General features: G+C 48.8%; 14 protein-coding genes. 6 read left to right on the forward strand and 8 right to left on the reverse strand.

Going from position 1 to position 17,567, the window contains the following annotated elements; genetic code table 11:
- Positions 1-32: 32 nt before the first annotated feature.
- The 3 genes from BN3279_RS11605 to BN3279_RS11615 all read right to left on the reverse strand — a co-directional run bounded on the left by BN3279_RS11605 (position 33) and on the right by BN3279_RS11615 (position 3,627).
- Positions 33-962: an S-layer homology domain-containing protein gene (locus tag BN3279_RS11605; RefSeq protein ID WP_059051003.1), complete on the reverse strand. Its 930-nt coding sequence runs from the start codon at positions 960-962 to the stop codon at positions 33-35.
- 100 nt (positions 963-1,062) lie between these two features.
- On the reverse strand, positions 1,063-1,839 hold the full coding sequence (locus tag BN3279_RS11610; protein ID WP_059051004.1) for a Cof-type HAD-IIB family hydrolase: 777 nt from the start codon (positions 1,837-1,839) through the stop codon (positions 1,063-1,065).
- Positions 1,840-1,917: 78 nt separating this feature from the next.
- The gene (locus tag BN3279_RS11615) at positions 1,918-3,627 is read right to left on the reverse strand and encodes an ABC transporter substrate-binding protein (RefSeq protein WP_059051006.1); all 1,710 of its coding nucleotides are present in this window, start codon (positions 3,625-3,627) and stop codon (positions 1,918-1,920) included.
- A gap of 139 nt (positions 3,628-3,766) precedes the next feature.
- Here BN3279_RS11615 and BN3279_RS11620 point away from each other — a divergent pair, with 139 nt between their 5' ends.
- On the forward strand, positions 3,767-5,308 hold the full coding sequence (locus BN3279_RS11620; RefSeq protein ID WP_059051008.1) for a DUF4153 domain-containing protein: 1,542 nt from the start codon (positions 3,767-3,769) through the stop codon (positions 5,306-5,308).
- 351 nt (positions 5,309-5,659) lie between these two features.
- The gene (locus BN3279_RS11625) at positions 5,660-6,157 is read left to right on the forward strand and encodes a CYTH domain-containing protein (RefSeq protein WP_059051010.1); all 498 of its coding nucleotides are present in this window, start codon (positions 5,660-5,662) and stop codon (positions 6,155-6,157) included.
- A 70-nt stretch (positions 6,158-6,227) separates the two neighbouring features.
- On the opposite strand, the gene BN3279_RS11630 is transcribed toward BN3279_RS11625, so the two are convergent.
- Complete coding sequence (locus BN3279_RS11630) at positions 6,228-6,989, reverse strand: SGNH/GDSL hydrolase family protein (protein WP_059051011.1); 762 nt, start codon at positions 6,987-6,989, stop codon at positions 6,228-6,230.
- Positions 6,990-7,207: 218 nt separating this feature from the next.
- Between BN3279_RS11630 and BN3279_RS11635 the strand changes: the two genes are divergently transcribed.
- A complete protein-coding gene (locus tag BN3279_RS11635) occupies positions 7,208-8,191 on the forward strand; it encodes a Gfo/Idh/MocA family protein (RefSeq protein ID WP_059051802.1) in 984 nt (327 codons plus the stop codon).
- A 113-nt stretch (positions 8,192-8,304) separates the two neighbouring features.
- On the opposite strand, the gene BN3279_RS11640 is transcribed toward BN3279_RS11635, so the two are convergent.
- Together BN3279_RS11640 and glgP are read right to left on the reverse strand one after the other, a co-directional pair.
- Positions 8,305-9,471, reverse strand: coding sequence for a phosphodiester glycosidase family protein (locus BN3279_RS11640; protein ID WP_392396864.1), 1,167 nt, complete (start codon positions 9,469-9,471; stop codon positions 8,305-8,307).
- Positions 9,472-9,589: 118 nt separating this feature from the next.
- The gene (glgP, locus tag BN3279_RS11645; protein ID WP_059051013.1) at positions 9,590-11,212 is read right to left on the reverse strand and encodes an alpha-glucan family phosphorylase; all 1,623 of its coding nucleotides are present in this window, start codon (positions 11,210-11,212) and stop codon (positions 9,590-9,592) included.
- 218 nt (positions 11,213-11,430) lie between these two features.
- Here glgP and BN3279_RS11650 point away from each other — a divergent pair, with 218 nt between their 5' ends.
- Positions 11,431-13,269 carry an HSP90 family protein gene (locus tag BN3279_RS11650; RefSeq protein ID WP_059051015.1) on the forward strand — a complete coding sequence of 613 codons (1,839 nt, stop codon included), beginning with the start codon at positions 11,431-11,433 and terminating at the stop codon, positions 13,267-13,269.
- Positions 13,262-14,326 (forward strand): hypothetical protein, encoded by a 1,065-nt coding sequence (locus BN3279_RS11655; protein ID WP_082673045.1) that lies wholly within the window; start codon positions 13,262-13,264, stop codon positions 14,324-14,326. The genes BN3279_RS11650 and BN3279_RS11655 overlap by 8 nt, the downstream gene beginning before the upstream one ends.
- Positions 14,327-14,373: 47 nt before the next feature.
- On the opposite strand, the gene BN3279_RS11660 is transcribed toward BN3279_RS11655, so the two are convergent.
- The gene (locus BN3279_RS11660; RefSeq protein ID WP_059051017.1) at positions 14,374-14,943 is read right to left on the reverse strand and encodes an SLOG family protein; all 570 of its coding nucleotides are present in this window, start codon (positions 14,941-14,943) and stop codon (positions 14,374-14,376) included.
- Between the two features lie 478 nt (positions 14,944-15,421).
- Positions 15,422-16,195 carry a helix-turn-helix domain-containing protein gene (locus BN3279_RS11665; protein ID WP_059051019.1) on the reverse strand — a complete coding sequence of 258 codons (774 nt, stop codon included), beginning with the start codon at positions 16,193-16,195 and terminating at the stop codon, positions 15,422-15,424.
- Positions 16,196-16,406: 211 nt separating this feature from the next.
- Here BN3279_RS11665 and BN3279_RS11670 point away from each other — a divergent pair, with 211 nt between their 5' ends.
- Positions 16,407-17,531: a BMP family ABC transporter substrate-binding protein gene (locus BN3279_RS11670; RefSeq protein ID WP_059051021.1), complete on the forward strand. Its 1,125-nt coding sequence runs from the start codon at positions 16,407-16,409 to the stop codon at positions 17,529-17,531.
- The last annotated feature ends 36 nt before the right edge of the window (positions 17,532-17,567 follow it).

Genomic DNA, 17,567 nt, shown 5'->3' on the forward strand with positions numbered 1-17,567 from the left:
ATGCCGCTCCTGTCCATTCTTTTTGTTGGAGGTTATTTTGATACTGTGCCAAGTTCTGCTTTGTAACCCGCAGGGATGTAGGTAACAGCATTAACTTCAGTCAGCACTTGAGGGTAGACCATATCAGGGTCTGGTGGCAGCACGCGGTAGTTGACCACGGCGGTACCTTCGTTATATTCAACGCTGGCAATCTCCAGGGCGTAGCCTGGGTGTGGAGCTGTACCGGAAATAGTTACTTTCGTAATTTCTTTGGAGACAGCGTCCGTGTTTAGACTTGGGTCATACAAGTTAACTGGTTCTGGTTCGACGACCTGCGTGTTTTCAATGAATTCCAACGTCCGATATACCATACCTACCGCTTCGCTGCGGGTGATAGATTGAGTTGGATTAAACTTCTGATCCTTGTCCAGGGAGATGATTTTGCCGTTCAGCAATGTTTGAATGCTGTTAGCATAGCTAGGGTTGATTTGGTCGTTGTCGGCAATTTCTGTATATTGCAGTGTCCACGCAAATTCACCCTTGGTGTTCAGCGCCTTGAACAGCCAGTGAGTGAACTGCTCTTTGGTTACTGGACTGGAAGGTTTGATATCCTTGGGAATATCGAGCTGGTTAACTCCGGCAATGACGAAGGCCTGGGAATACCAGACGTTATCCTTGACATTGCTAAAGTAGTCACTGGCTTTGGGTTCTTTGATAAAAGCGAAGTCATTCAGGTTAAGGTCGAGTGCATTTACAATCAAGGTAACAGCCGCTGCACCGTTCACCTTCTCGAACGGATGGAATCGTCCGCTCAAGTCCCCTTTAATGAACCCCCGCTGCTCCAGACGTTCAATGGCCTGCTGTTCCTTGTCCCCTTTGATGTCGTTAAAGGCGGAGGCGCTGGAGCCAAATACCATCGTAAATACAATGACCATCAGCAAGGTTAGTTTTGGTGCTTTGACTAGACGTTTCTTCTTGTTCATTCCTATCTCTCCTATCATCATGAATATTATTTAATCTCCTGACGCAGAAGGACGGGCATATGTTTCAGTTTTTGAACATTTTTTTTAAAATTTAAAATGGCTAGGTGAGCAATCCCGCATGGCGTAAGCCTTGGCGAATGCCCCCTTCGTCTACAGAAGAAGTAACGTAATCCGCAAATGCCAGCAGATCCGGATGAGAATTGCCCATGGCAATGCCAAGCCCTGCGGCTTGCAACATCTCTTTATCGTTCAGGCCATCGCCGAAGGCTACGGCTGCACTTAGCGGGATTCCAAGCCGCTCTAGCATCGCGGCGATGCCAACGGCCTTGGAGCCTCCCTTCAACGTGACATCCATCGCGCTCGGATGCCAGCGAATCAGGCGGAGTTGGTCGAATTGCTCCAAATAGAGATGCTCGTCCTTCTCTTCACAATGGAGGAAAGCCTGATATATCGGCGCTTTACTCCAATATTCCGGGTCGAATCCAGGCTGGATGACTTTAAGGGTAGCTACGGATTCGACAATATAGGGGTGGGCATCTGTATTGGCATAGTATTGCTCGTTACCTTGGAATACCAGCGGATGACCGTGGCTTGCGCTTAAGCTAACCAGCTTCTCCAGACTTTGCAGGGGAAGGGTCTGACTGTACAAGGTCTCGCCCTGATATACCACGTAAGCCCCGTTAAGGCTAACGAAGGAGTTAATATGAAGCAATTCGGCAATAGGCTGGAAGAAGTAAGGGGAGCGGCCGGTTGCGATAACGGGCTCGATACCTTTGCTTTTCAGTTCGGCAATAGCATCAATAGTGTCCTGTGGCACTTCTTTGGCATCGTTGACTAACGTGCCGTCAATATCAAAAAACACAATTTGATAGTTCATCATTAAGGTCTCCTATCTGCTTGTTATTAAGTCAAGCGAGAAAATGTTCTTACGATCGCTGTAGCGGGGATACAGACCCTAGCCGGAGGGAGGGAACCAGAGATGGCGTAAATCGACCCATCCCTGGCTATTGAAGCTCATCCCGCGAATGGAGGGGAGAAAGGCGGTTTGCAACGGCTTTTCCGATAGAATAAATAATTCATCGGCAGCGGTTAAGCGCCGCTCCATGTCCAGCAGCAGCTCGGCACGAGTCTCCGGCTTAGGTTCGCCGGCAACCTGGCTTAACGACCGAAGCATGTCTCGCTGATGGTTCGGCTCAACATGCTCGGCCATGGTCTTGTACAGGTCGTAGAAGCGCAACTGCTCATCCTGGTCCCGAAGCAGTGAGAACATAATTAAATCTGCATGCAAGCGAATATCTCCCTTAAATTCCTCAACCGTTGAAGATAGGACCTGACAGGTGAAGCCGTATTGCGTCAATCGCTGGGCAACGCGATCTGCATCGTCCTGATAGGGCGTAATGGTAGCGATGTGCAGCGGCCGTAGATCTGCCAGGCTATCTGGGTCCAGAAGATCTTGGATGGTGGAGGTCTCCGGTTGCTCTCTGAGCGCAGCCATAATGGCTGCACGGATGTGTGGATTCCGCAGCGGTCCGTCCTTGCGAGTATTACAGGTAACAAATTTGCGTACGCGTACCTCGGAATGGAGCTGAGTCCAGGGACTTTCACTGGTAGCCGGTTGGCCTGGAATGACATGAAACAGAGACAACGTATCGTTCGCATCGTCCTTCTTCCCGTTTAGTCGCCAAGGCACATGCACAATTTCAACGCGGTCAAGATGAGCTTGACCGTGATAATAATGTGGGAATGATTCCAGCACACATACATGCTTCTGCATCCCGGTTAACTTGAAGGGGCCCGTCCCGATGGGCCGAAGTCCAAATTCCACGTCACTGCGTTCACCCAGGTTGCGGGGAACGATGGAGGCCCGAGTGGTACTGAGAGAAGGCAGGAATAACTCACAGGGCTCCTTAAGCACCATGCGGATGGTGACGGGATTCACGATTTGGACATCTTGAATGAGCCGAAAAAAAGCGCTATACAGCGATCTTCCAGAGCTATTTGCCAGCCGCTCGAAGGTGTACACCACGTCCTCCGGGGTGAGAAGACGACCATTATGGAACACCACGCCTTTGCGCAGGTGGAAGGTCCACTCTGTACCAGACTCATTACGTTCCCAAGCGTGAGCGATGGCGGGAATAATATCGCCGCTCTCACTGTCCCGGCCAACAAGTCCATCAAAGACATGGCTGGCGATAAACGATTCGGCCAGCAAATTCATGTTTAGCGGGTCGATGGTATGTAGCGGCTGACGGATGGGCAGGCGGAGCGTATCAATCTTCCGATTGCTGCGTATTTCAGCGCGATGACCGAAATACGACAGCAGCCACCCCTGCAATTGGTCTTGCAGTGACGGGGTGTCCGCGTGCTTACGTATGTCCTGGATCGCTTGTTGGACGTCCTTGCGCCGGATCGCATCCATCATGAATTGGGCGGCTATGTCTTCCGGTGAAACCCTGAAGCGCAGCTTGGAACGCGCCCCGCGACCTCTTCGGGAAACCCAGTCAATCCATGCGAGTTCTTCCATTTTATGAATCACCGTTAACGCTGTCCGGTGTGTACAGTCCAGTATGGAAGCCAGATCATCCAGCGTGACCTCTGTAGCCTCTTGGGGTTCATTTGTTCCGAACTGTGCGTGCAATTGCAAGAATTGGTGATGCAATTTCACCGTGCCGAACCTCCCAAATGAAAAATACGAAATTTCACATTTCGATTCTTCTCTTTATCTTCTTATTTTATCATTTAAAATGAAGCCTAGGAAAGCCTTTGTGTATGACTTGTCAAAAAGAATGGAGGAATCAAGCGTTATGGAACGGCCCTACCCTTCAATTACGCCTCGCAGGACGGTTGCGGTACTAGCTGCTGGCCTACTGCTCGCTGCTGTCCACCAGTATTTTTTTTACACTCAGGAATATGGGATCTCAGTCTTGCTATTCGTCTGCCTGTTTTATATGTACGCCAGATTATGTGCACCTGAACGGTTACGGCGTCCGATAACCTGGTTTGGCTGGCTTGCGTTGGCTCTGATTCTGTTATTGTCACTCAGTCTTGCATTGTTTGCCAACCCGATATTCGCGGGGTTAAATCTTCTATTGCTACCCTGTTTGATTGTGGCTCATATTACTTATTTGTTCGCTCCTCAGAAGCGAGACTGGGGTGATATACGGCTGGTGTGGGATACTCTGGACCACTTGATTCCGCAAACGTTTCGCCATCTGGCTACGGCGTTCAAGTTACCTGGGACCTTGGGTTATTTCAAGATGAAGGACCAAAGGAAGCAAGTGATAGGTAAGGTGCTATTGGGCTTGCTGGTCTCGCTTCCGCTGCTCATTATAGTTATAGCACTCTTAACATCGGCAGACAGCGGCTTTAATCAACTGCTCATGGCATGGCAGAACAGTCTATATAGAGGCCTCTTAATTGGCGACGGACCGTTCCGGCTGATCTATATTGTTGTGCTTGGTTTGCTAATGTTCGGCTACATATGGGGATTTGTCAACCCGCGTCCAGATCATCCGGCTCCAAATATCCCGGACTATCCCGCATCCGTTCCTGCTGAGGTTGCTGACTTTAAATTTGAACCTAAGCTGGACCCCATCATTGCGGCTACAGTGCTGCTTGTGGTGAATATCGTTTATGTCCTGTTTGTGGCGCTGCAGTTCACCTATCTGTTCAGTGCGTGGCAGGGCGTACTGCCCGCAGGAAGCTCATATGCCGAATATGCGCGTAATGGCTTCTTCGAGCTTATTGTGGTAACGATGATCAATTTTGTCTTGTTGGCAATCGTATTGACCTTTACCGGAGATTCCGGGAAAGGGTTACGGCAATTCAATCAAATCCTGCTCTATGTAGTGGTAGGCTGCTCGGCTGTAATGCTTATCTCCGCATTCACCCGGCTCATGCTGTATGAGGAAGCTTACGGCTATACCTATATTCGCTTCGTCTCTCATGCCTTTATGATCTATCTGGCGGTGCTGTTGGTTTGTGCCGGATTACGTATTCGTTTTGCCTCGCTCCCTCTTACGAAGTGTATGATCGTGGTGAGCCTAGCCGCTTATTTGGCTGTCAATTACGTAAGTATGGACCGAATTATTTTACAGCAAAATATAGAGCGTTACCGGGTAAGTGGGAATATCGATGTTGAATACTTGGCAGGACTCTCGCTTGATGCGGTGCCCTCGCTGTTGAAGTTCAGCCGTGAGCAAGGGAATGAGAACCTGGGTCGGGAACTTCATGAGCGCTGGGACTTGCTGAGTCGCCAGGATACATCCTGGCAAAGCTACAATGCGGCTAAGGCGAAGGCCTTTCATGCGCTTAAGCAGGATGTCATCCGGCAAAGTCAAAATTAACTTCTTGTAGAGGTTGTTCAAAAAGTCGCCTTCCCAGAACGAAGTTGTTCAAGAAGTGGACTCGACATCGAATCTTGAATTCACCCGGGCCAAGCGTAGGCTTACGTAGTATGTTTCTTGCAGAAACATTTGAGTTGCTCACGTACCCGTATGCTTCCGAAGTCGTTTTCTCCGAAAACGTGTAGCTCCGCTCCTGACGTCCCTAGCTTCATTCAACCTAAAGCGTTTTGAAAAAACGCACATCGGAAGCATAAGCTTTGGTTCTGAAAACTCGACTTTTTGAACACGCACTTGTAGAGATAAGTCATGCTCGGTATACTGATGGGGATGAACAGAAGGAGGTGTGTTCCCTTGTCACTAGAAATTGAACGAAAGTTTTTGCTGCCGGCTTACCCGGAGGCTTTAATCAAGGAGGGGCAAATACAAATTCTCTCGGAGCATGCCATCGACCAGACCTATCTGGCTTTTCACGAGGATCAGGAGTTTCGCGTTCGCAGAATTGAAGATTTACGTACCAAGGAAATCCATTATACGCATACGTTCAAGCGAGGTTTTGGTCTGGCGCGGGAAGAGGTCGAAGTGTCTATCTCGGAAGGTTTGTATGACCAGATTACGGAGACCCACGGGGCGATTGCATTGAAAAAGCGGCGAGTGACTGCGACATGGAACGGGGTAGTTGTGGAGATTGATCGCTACGATCAGATCGACTTTATCGTACTGGAGGTTGAATTTGAGTCCGAGGAACAGGCGCTGGCCTTTGAGGCCCCGGTATGGTTCGGGCCGGATATCAGCACGGATAAGCAATATAGCAACAAAAAGGTATGGGCAGACCTGCAGCGGCTTGGATAGCCGGCTCATCAGCACATACACAAATATGGCGTGGGAGCGGTAGCCGAAGCTAACGCTGTTCCCACGCCATTTATTCTATAACCAGATTACCTTCGCTATTATCCCGCAAGAGCTGCCGATAATTGTTGCGAATGAATTCCAGCACCTTATCACAGATAATACGATGTCCGTCCTCATTGGGGTGGATACCATCGGAGCAAAGGAAACGGGTATAATCAGGATGCTCCAGAAATGCGCCGCGCACGTCGATAAATCTGGTCTTGGTCATCTCGGAGACCTTAAGAATCGTTGAATTGTAACGCTCCTGCCACCAGTAGATCTTCGTAACGCTACCCAGCCACTTCATGATATTCTTCTCTGCCTCAGGATCATTTTTGCTGACCCATTTAAAATACTTGTCGGCATTCAACGGCGGGAGGCTCATCAGTACGGGAACAATATGTTGGCTCTTCACAAATTCAATCGCTTCTGTCAGCTTCTTCTCGAAGATGGCAAAATCCGTCTTGGGATTATGCTCTGCATCCGGATTAAGGGCAATTTCATTCCAGTTAAAGTCGCAATCATTGCCGCCGTATTCGATCAGTACAATGTTGGGCTTATCCTTCTCCACATCTCTCTTGAGGTTGGTTAATCCTTTAACGAGAGTGTTGCCGAATCGGGCGGTGTTGTGAACCGCTCCCTTTAGCTTCTGTTGCAGCAAGGATACATAATTATTCTCCAGCACGACGTATCTGCTCCGATTCTCGTCATAGATGACACCCTTCGAAATGGAATCTCCGCTGACAATATACTTTAACTCATGATTTAACCAAGCATGATTGTTCTCACTCATGAATCTCACCCCTATTCACTTTCTAATCGAACAACTCCGTCCTGGGAAGACGGCTTTTTGAACATCCTCTTCTATTGTAATGGAGTTGTCTTAGCTGGTGCAAGTAAGTTGCACATGAATAAACAGGTTTTACAAAAGGAGAAGTAGACAAGGCTGACGGGGAATGAGAGAATACGGATAGCTGATTCATATACGAAAAAGGGGATGACATCACTTTGATACGTTTCGCCATCATTGGGACGAATTGGATCACAGAACGTTTTATCCAATCCGCTCTGGAAACAGAGCAATTTGTGCTGACTGCCGTTTACTCTCGGTCTGAGGAGAAGGGGAAGGACTTTGCCGCCAAGTTCGGAGACCCGCGGGTATTTACTGATCTGGCTGAGATGGCCTCCAGTCCGGAGATTGATGCCGTATATATCGCCAGTCCGAACTCCTTGCACGCGGAGCAGGCTATTTTGATGATGGACCATGGCAAGCATGTACTTTGCGAGAAGCCGATGGCTTCCAATGCGGCGGAGGTCCGGCGGATGATTGAGGCCGCGGGACGTAACGATGTGCTGCTCATGGAAGCGCTGAAGTCGACATTGATGCCCAACTTCCGGGCAATTCATGATAATTTGTACAAGATCGGTCGGGTGCGTCGCTACTTCTCAAGCTATTGCCAGTATTCTTCACGGTACGATGCGTTCAAGCAAGGCAAGGTACTCAATGCATTTAATCCTGACTTCTCGAACGGAGCGCTCATGGATTTGGGCATTTATTGCATCTACCCGATGGTCACGTTATTTGGCAAGCCGGAAGAAGTGCAGGCGTCGGCGATCATGTTATCCTCCGGAGTGGATGGGGAGGGCAGTGTCATGGTTCGTTATCCCGACATGGACGGAGTCATTATGTATTCGAAGATCACGGATTCCTATTTGCCAACCGAAATTCAAGGGGAGAATGGAACCATCGTCGTCGATCGAATTAACCAGCCTTATGAGGTGAAGATTATGTATCGTGACGGGACAACGGAGGAAATAACTCGCTCCCAGCCCCAGGAATCCATGTATTATGAGGCGTTGGAATTCATTGAATTAATCAAGAACGGATGCCGGGAAAGTGACATCAATACACATGCCCGGTCCCTTGCAGTGGCAGAGTTGATGGAGGAAGCAAGACACCAGTTCGGTCTGCGGTACGCTTCCGACGAAGCCTGAACAGATCCAAGGTTCATTCGCAATATATAACTAACGGCACTTCTGCCAGGAACGTCTGAACGTTCCTAAGCGGAAGTGCCGTTGGTCATTTGGTGCATAAATTTTGCTCGCTGTTAAGGATAGGTCACCAACAAGGCATTGCTGATTTTGCGCCCTGGGGAAGTGAGATACTTGCCGTTATAATACAGTCCGCTGGAAGCTCCCCCATCCAGGTTCATAGCCTGATAGGCTCCGGCTTGCTTCATAATCTCGGCCAGTTGCGGGATGGTTGCTCCACCAGAAGTCAGTAGAATCAGCTTGTGGTCACGCGTAATTCCCAGTGCGCTACGGGCGCCACCACCGGTGAGGATTTTCGGGTCTCTGAAGCCCTCGGTTTTTACATCGATGGCTACCTTGCCGTCCACCACCAGACGTGGTCCGGCCTGCAAGGCACCCTCCATATTCCCTTCAGCAAATGCATCAGTGAATTCTGTACCGGGGATCAACTGTGTTAGCAGGTTGGAATCGTAGGCGAAGATGGTACGTTTGTCGCCGCCGGCTCTCATTTTCAACTCGCCATTGCTCACGATATAGCCGTAAGGGGCTTTGTAAGCTTCGGAGGTATAGGCGTTGAAGAAGGTACCGTTAATGGCTACAGCGGCCTTGTGTCGTTTGGCCAGGCTGCTGAGATCCTCAACCTTGCCAATCTCATCTCCGGCCAAAGCCACCTTAAGCTGAACCTTAGGGTCCATTAAGGAGATTGTCACCATCTGTACGTTGAAGGACCGGCTGCCGACCTTAAAGGTCTTGCGTTCGCTGACGATGGCCTTTCCCTGGCTGGCCGCTGTACTCCGGGTGATGTAGGGCAGAGTCAATTGCTTATCTTCTTGACCGAAGCTGACGGAGGAAGTCTGTTTGTTCCATTGAATCGGAATTTGCAGAATATCCTTAATCACTTGCAGTGGAATGTAGGCCGTACCTGCATCGGTGAATGGCGCGCTTGTTAAGGCACGGGTCTCCTCGTTCACGTAAGCAACGGTGTTACCCGCCTGCAGGGTGACTCGTAATTCCCCTCTAACAATATGCAGCTTCTTATCCGAGGGATTCCACTGTACGCTGGTCTCCTCAAATTCGTTCAATACCCGGCCGGGAATATAAGCAAGGTTGGTTTTGGCATCCAGCAATACCACATTTTTGACCTTAGCTGGCGCTGCTGCGGAAGTGCTGAGTGCCGCCGGGAAGAGGCAGATGAAGGCCAGTGCCAGCATCAGCAGCTTGTGCAGAGTGTGTTTGTTCATCATGATGAGTAATTCTCCTTCTTTGTAATATAGGCATTAATGTCTATATATTATCGGAAGGAGAGAAGGAATAATGAACTATATTCGAAAGGTTTATTAGTTCAATAGGTACGGTTTGTGTCTATTTGCGCAACGGTTGATAAAGCTGCTCGTAATAATCTAGAAGCATCCGCTTAGTAGAGAAGGCTTCGCGGGTTGTTTCAATGCTTCTGCGCATCATTTGCACCCAGCGGGGCTGATTATGGTAATAGGTCGGCACAACCCGATGAAGTATCGTGTCGTAAAGAGCGGCGCTATCGTGACGATCCAACTCGGCAACATCGTCCGTTTCGAACCCGTCTCCGATCTGCCAGCCGTTCTCCCCGTCCAGGCATGCCTCGGGCCACCAGCCGTCGAGAATAGAGCAGTTGAGCACACCGTTGACGGCAGCCTTCATGCCAGAGGTTCCGCTCGCTTCCAGCGGCCTTCGGGGGTTGTTCAGCCATACATCTGCACCCCGGGTGAGCTTGGCGCCAATCGTCATATCATAGTTTTCCAGAAACACGACGCTGCCGGGGTACTTCTTCATCATGGTGACCAGACGGCTGACGATCTGCTTGCCGGTCTCGTCATTGGGATGAGCTTTGCCGGAGAAGACGATTTGAATTTGTCCGCTCTCCAGGTAAGGGGTAATTAATTCGGGTTGCGAGAAGATCAGGTCGCTGCGTTTGTAGGGAGCGGCCCGCCTTGAGAAGCCGATTAGTAAACGATCAGGGTTCAGCGCGATTCCGGTATGCCCGCGTATCCAGTCGATTAGCTCACCCTTGAGCTCGGTATGGACCGCCCAGAGATCGCCACCATTTTCATAGGCCTGAGTCATACGTGGGTCGGCCCAGGTGGGCAAATGGATAGCATTGGTGATGCCGATGATCTCTGATCTGCTAGACACGTCCTTCCACATCTGGTTGGCCGTTCTGGCATGGAGTGCTGCCACGGCATTGGAGCGGCGGGAGAGCCTTAGGCCGGCAACGGTCATATTGAACGGGTTGCCGCCAATTTGCTCCATCTGTTCACGGGTTAGGCCGTTATAAGCAGACATCGTTCCCAACAAATCCAGAGTATGAGCTTCATTACCTTCTTTGACTGGCGTATGGGTAGTGAATACGACTTCCTCACGAGTTTTGCGCCAAGCGGATTCGAAGGAGAGGCCGCCAGCCATCTTCTCCCGGATTAACTCTGTAGCGGCCAGGGCTGCATGGCCCTCATTGAAATGGTAGACGTCGGCTTCAAGGCTGAGTGCCCGAATGGCCTTCACTCCGCAAATACCGAGAATAATTTCTTGGGCGATGCGTTCTTCGCTAGAGCCTCCATATAGCCGTGAGGTCATCCAGCTATGGGAGCTTCCATCGAGGTCAGCATCAAGCAAGTAAAGTGGATTATTGCCAAAGTGCTCGGTTTTCCATACTTTACAGGGGACTTCGGCCTCCTTGACTGTCACGGTAAGTCTGACCCCGGTATCTTCCAGGAAGTCGTATTCCTGATCAGCAAACGTATCATACGGTTTGCCTTCGTGGTCGATGCGTTGCTCGGTATAGCCTTGCTTCCATCTGATTCCGATGCCGATCAGCGGGACGCCGAGGTCCTTGGCTCCTTTGATGAAGTCGCCTGCGAGGATACCGAGCCCGCCTGCGTATATCTTGAAGTCGTTATGCAATCCGTATTCCATGCTGAAATAAGCCACCGTCGGAAGGTGCTGATTGTTCACGAGAATACCTCCTTAGGATCTGAGCAATAGCTGCGGAATTAATCTTGATATCGTATGCAGCGGGCCCGGCCGTTGTCTCCCTGCTTTCGGCAAGGTGGGGCTGAGGTCCCTTTTCAATAGGAGGAAGTTTGTGCTATTTTCAGGGAAACTGAAGAGCTTGATTAGGCTATATAAGCTATAGAATAATAGGTATATTGATAGCAAGGAAGGAGATTAACATGAGTGTAGAAGAAAACTATCGTTTTCAGGTAAATTTAAGTGGGATGATCAACATCCTGTCAAATCATTTGTACAGTAACCCGAAAGTGTATCTGCGCGAGCTCTTGCAAAATGGAATTGATGCCGTAACGGCCCGAAATGGATTACAAGAGTCCGGCTATACGGGACGTATTGTCGTTGAGGTTGCCGGAAGCGACAATAACATTACGTTGACCGTTGAAGATAACGGGGTGGGTCTGACCGAAGCCGAGGTGCATGAATTTCTGGCGATGATCGGGCAGTCCTCCAAGCGTGGTGAGGATTTCCTGGCTAAGGAGGAATCCTTCATCGGTCGCTTTGGCATTGGCTTGCTATCTTGCTTCATGGTCAGTGATGAGATTGTGATGATTACAAGGTCTGCCAAGGGTGGCCCGGCACTCGAGTGGCGCGGCAAGCCTGACGGAACCTATAGCATTCGCACGCTTGAGGGAGAGTTGTCCCCGGGAACCAAGGTCTATTTGCGCTGCAAGCCGGGCTGCGAGATTTATTTCGAAGAAGCTAGTCTGGCGCAGTGGCTGCACTATTACGGGGCTCTGCTGCCTTATCCAATCATTCTGCAATCCGGTCAGGGCGAGCGCGTCATTAATGATGATATTCCTGTATGGATTCAAGACCCGGGGTTGGCGCGCAGTCATCGGCAAGAGGTGCTCAAGCTTGGTGAGCGGCTATTAGGGGAGAAATTCCGTGACTTTATTCCCCTGATGACCAGTGAAGGGCGTACGGGTGGGATTGCTTACGTGCTTCCGCAAGCCGTCAACCTTAATGCAAAGAAGAGTCACCGCGTATATCTCAAGCATATGCTTGTGTCGGAGAAAGCGGAGAATATTTTACCGGACTGGGCATTCTTCGTGAAGTGCGTAGTGTGGACGGATGAGCTCCAGCCGACGGCATCCCGGGAAAGCTTCTACGAGAACGACAAGTTGGAAGAGGTGCGCGAGCAATTAGGCGAATCGATTCGCAGTGAACTGATGAGAATGGCGGAATATGATCCGGATCGGCTTCAGCATATTATTAATCTGCATGCCTTATCCATGAAGGCCCTGGCGGTGGAGGACGACAAATTCTTCTCGATTATTTACCGCTGGCTACCTTTCGAGACGACTTATGGGAACCGTGAGCTTGATGAATTGCTTAAGGAGCACCAACATTTCTACTATACCCTGAGTCTGGATGAATATCGCCAGATTACGCATGTAGCCTCAGCGCAAACAATGCTGGTGGTGAACGGCGGGTACATATATGATGCCGAGTTGTTGTCCAGATTGCCGTTGGTGGATGAACGTATTACTGTGGAGCGGCTGCTGCCGGAGGATGTGTCCTTCTCCTTCACGGATATTACGCCAGAAGAACGGTTGCAGTATTATGAGGCTGTTAAGCTGGCTGATGCAACGTTGCAGCCTTTCCGCTGCCGTGTCCAGATCAGACGCTTCAAGCCGGCTGATCTACCTGCACTCTATACGTTGTCGAAGGAATCGTCAGACCTGCGGACTTTAGAGACAGCCAAGGAGGCTAGCACGGAGCTGCTATCCTCGGTGCTGGGAAATCTGGGAGCGAACTATCAGGCTACGGCATACGCGACAATATACTTGAATCTGGATAACCCCGTGGTATCTCGTATATTCACGTCAGGTCATTTGGGAATGCTGCCAACTGCGGTAGAAATGCTGTATTGTAATGCCTTGTTGATGGGTCATTATCCGATGAATCGTAAGGAGATTGCCCTTCTGAATCAAGGAATTATTCGCTTCATTGACTGGGGCATGGATGTTAATCATAATGGAGGTGCTTCGCATGAGTAACATGAATTTTGATGGTGATTTCGATGATTTGATGGAGCAGGCGTTCAGCCTGCCGGACGGGCGTGCCAAGGTTGAGGTCTTGGAGCAAGCCATTCAGTTGGCTGATGCCGCAGGGGACATCGATCAGGGGTATGAAGCTCGGGCAGAACTGGTGGAATGTGGCGTCTTTAACGGTTATCCGATGAAAGCTCTCGTTGCCTTCTCCTGGCAGCTTGGACAGTTTGACAAAGAGCCTGAGCGCTTTGATGAATTCAGCTTGTTTTGGTCCTATAAGTGGATTCTGGACCAAGCGCCGAGCTTCCCGGATATTACTCGCCCACAAATAGACCAGCTCCTGGAAGATATGAAGCAAAGATTTGGGCAATATGGCTATAGCGACCGTACCTATTACTTCTATAAGATGGTAACCGCGAATGAAATGGGTGAGGTTGAAACTGCGGCAGAATACATGAAGCGGATTCAAACAATGGAACGCGATGATATGAGCGATTGTCTGGCTTGTGAGCAGAATCGGGTAGTGGAGTGTGCCGTCAAGCAAGGGGATGATGAAGCGATCATTGAGGCGGCCAAGCCGATTATTGAAGGCGGAATGAGCTGTGGCGAGGTGCCTCACGTTACGATCACCAAGGTTCTGTTCCCGCTGCTTCGCCTGGGTCGTCAGAAAGAAGCCGATAAGCTTCAGCGTCGAGGCTACCGCCTGGTGAAGGGGAATCGTGATTTCCTGCTATACCACGGGGAGCATATCGGATACCTGACCCTCACGGACCCAATTAAAGCGCTAGAGGTCTTTGAAGAGCATATTACTATGGCTCTGGATCACGAAAATCCGTTCCATGTGATGATATTTAACGCCTATGCGGCTAAGATGTTCCAGCGGCTGGCTGAAGAGAATTTGTCTTATCAGGTTAAGTTGCCTGCCGAGTTTCCACATCGGGAAGAATCGGGCAACGTGGTCTGGCTTGGTAAGTATTTCAAGGAGCAGGCGCTGGTGGCTGCTGCAAGATTTGATTCCCGTAACGGAAATAACTATTACACTGACTTTATTGAAAATTTATAAGATTGTGCAACCAACAAGGGACCTGGGACTCCGCTGTAAGCGGGGTGTCAGGTCCCTTGCTCCTCATAGTCTCTGGCTTGTTCTTCATCTGCCAGGGACTGAATTTCCTCAGAACTAATATTGATATAGCCATAGCCATCTTCAGTCTGCTTCTTCAAAGCTCGCATCTTCATATATTTCGGACTGGCTTCTCCGGCATCCTCATCATAAACGAGCAGGATCCCATCCGTCTTGCGAAACAGCAACTCATCCCGCGCCTTGAATTGCCACGGACCCTCATAAGCCTCCTTGCTAGTAGAAGCATAATGATCAACTTGACGCAGAATTCGGGTGTAATATTCCCGTTTCTCTTCGCTCCATTTCTCTTCCTGATGGCTATATGCCGTAATGATAGAGCATTTTAGCTGAGGATATTGCTGCTTAAGGGCAAATACGGCTTCACAGGCCCATAGGTCCACCCCATATTGTCCTGGCGTAATCACCCACTCCAAACCTTCTTCAACGAGCGGAATCAAGCGGTTGGCAATGGCCTGACGAATATAGGGGATGCCCTGATGTTTATGGTTGTATATGCCCAGCTCATGTGCACGATAGCCGGTGACAAGGATATTTTTCAAAGTAAGGCTCCTTCGGATTTTGATTGACGCAAAGAGCAACGGAGAACATACTCTCACGATTGCTAATGCTCAAACTCATTATACGCTATCCGAAGAATTGTCAATGGCATTTGTTAGCGGTTACAAAAGTACAGAGATTACTGGCCATGGATAGCGAAAAGGGTGAATATGGTGTAGAACAGCGCGTAAAATGTGCCTAACGCAATAATCCACAGAAATGCGTTACCATTCATTTTGTTGCCAGGTTTCCACATAGAGATCGCTCCTTTCCATTTCGCTAGCCTGCAAAAGGTTTGTTCAAAAAGTCGTCTTTCTAGGACGAAGCTGTTCGAGATTTGAACTCTTACTCAATTGTGAACAATTTGTGTCTTATCTAATTATTGAGCATTTTGTGTCTAAATTCAACCTTTTTTTGTATGTTGGGCTAAAAATTTAGAAAATAGGGGTTGACATTATAGAGAAAACAAGGGACTGGCCGCTAATAAAGCGGGTCCAGTCCCTTGTTGTTTATTCTGAATTTGCGAGGGGTTACGCCAACTTCTCTTTTGAAAATACTACAGAACTGTGCGTCGTTGACAAAGCCGGAGACGGCGGATACCTCTGAGATAGGCAATTGTGTATGTCGCAGTAATGACTTGGCATAGTCTAGCCTTTTTAGCAAAAGATAACGGAGTGGAGAGTATTGGTAGCGCTCTTTGAACAGGTGTCTGAAGCGATCATAGCTATAACCAGACAATTCGGACAGGCTGGAAATGGTCAATCTTTGCAAATAATGCTCGTCCATGTAATTGAGGACATACTGCATACGATCTTCCGCAGGCAGAGTAGATAAGCCGTCATCCACATTTCTTAGCAAGTGAACGATAATCTCACTAAGCTGAAGGTTCATCAGTTCGGAGAAGCCTTCGCGTTTTCGTTGAAATTCCAGCTTGATTCGCAGCAAAGTTTGCAGTACCGTGTGCTCTTTATCATCATCATACACTCCGGCCAGAGTGGACAGACGGGAATTATCACATAGAAAACCGATGAATAGCACTTCGGGTTCTCCCTCCGGAATATGCTTTTCATCGTGTTTATATCCTGGGGGGATAATTGCAAAGGATGAGGGACGGTAGTGAAAATTTTTCGTTCCTATATTGGAGGAACCCGCGGCATTAATGTAATAAACAAGTTCGTAGCATTCATGCTGATGCGACGGGATTTGCGTATTAGCTTCATGAACAGTATTTACAATATAAAGCACACGATCCATAAAGCACCTCCTGTAAAAAATGATTAGCCGAATCATATAAAAACATGACCGAAAGCTTATAATTATTTGTGCTTATTTTTGTTATGATCTTACCAATTAGACGGAAGTTTTACAACCGGACTAGCTATCATGTTCGGAAATAAGCCGCAATGGTCTAAAAAAACACCGTGTTACACACACTTTTTTCGGAAATAGGAGCGATGAGAAGAAAATGAAAAAGAACATTCTGTTTTTGCTGTTAGCTGTAGTAATGGTATTGGTAACTGCGTGTGGAAGCAATAGTGCAAATCAGGGTTCAACCGGAGACAACAACTCTGATGCAGCAGGCCAAAGTGACAAGTTAAAGGTCATCCTGCTCATTCCGGGAACATTAGGCGATAAATCCTTCTTTGATGCTGCGAACAATGGTTTGAACAAAGTCAAGGAAGAGCTTGGTGCAGTAACAAAAGTGGTGGAGATGGGAACGGACAAGACCAAGTGGGAGCCGACTTATAATGACATCGCTGCTGAGGATTGGGATGTAATCATCTCCGGTGGATCTGAAATTACCGAGATGTTCAATGCAATTGCCGAAGCAAATCCTGATAAAAAGTTTATCAACTACGATACGGATATCGAGGAAGCCCCGGCTAATGTATACAGCATGACATATGCGACTAATGAGGTTTCCTTCCTCGCCGGAGCTGCCGCTGCTTATGCAACACAATCGGAAATGGAAAATGCGAATGAAGATAATGTGATTGGCTTTGTGGGCGGCATGGATATCCCAGGCATTAACGCTTTCCTGGTTGGTTACATTCAAGGGGCACAATATGTTGACCCTGATGTCAAAGTCGCAGTATCTTATGCGGGTGATTTCGTAAACCCGGCGAAGGGCAAGGAATTGTCCCTGATTCAATATAACTCGGGTGTAGATATTATTTTCAACGTTGCTGGTGGTACGGGACTTGGTATTTTTGATGCCGCTAAGGAAAAAAAGAAATACGCGATAGGCGTGGACTCTGATCAAGCCATGCTGCTGAAAGATACAGACCCTGAGAAGGCTGATCTGATTGTCACTTCAGCGATCAAAAAAATTGATTCAGCCATTTTGGGCGCGGTCAAGAAGCTGAGTGAAGGTACGCTCGAAATGGGTAAGCGTGATCGTCTCAGCTTTGAAGAAGATGGCGTGGGTATTGCGGAAAATGACATTTACACATCGACTTTCCCGGAAGAAATTCAGGCGAAGGTGGAAGAAGTGAAGCAAAAGCTGATTAATAATGAAATTGAAGTGGATAACGCTATGGGGATGGAGACCGCTGAGGTTGAAGCGATCCGGAATGCAGTTAAGCCTTAAGCAAACGAACAGCAGGTAGTCTTATCGCAGCAAGGA

Origin of the sequence: Paenibacillus senegalimassiliensis (assembly GCF_001486585.1) — a bacterium.
Taxonomy (GTDB): domain Bacteria; phylum Bacillota; class Bacilli; order Paenibacillales; family Paenibacillaceae; genus Fontibacillus; species Fontibacillus senegalimassiliensis.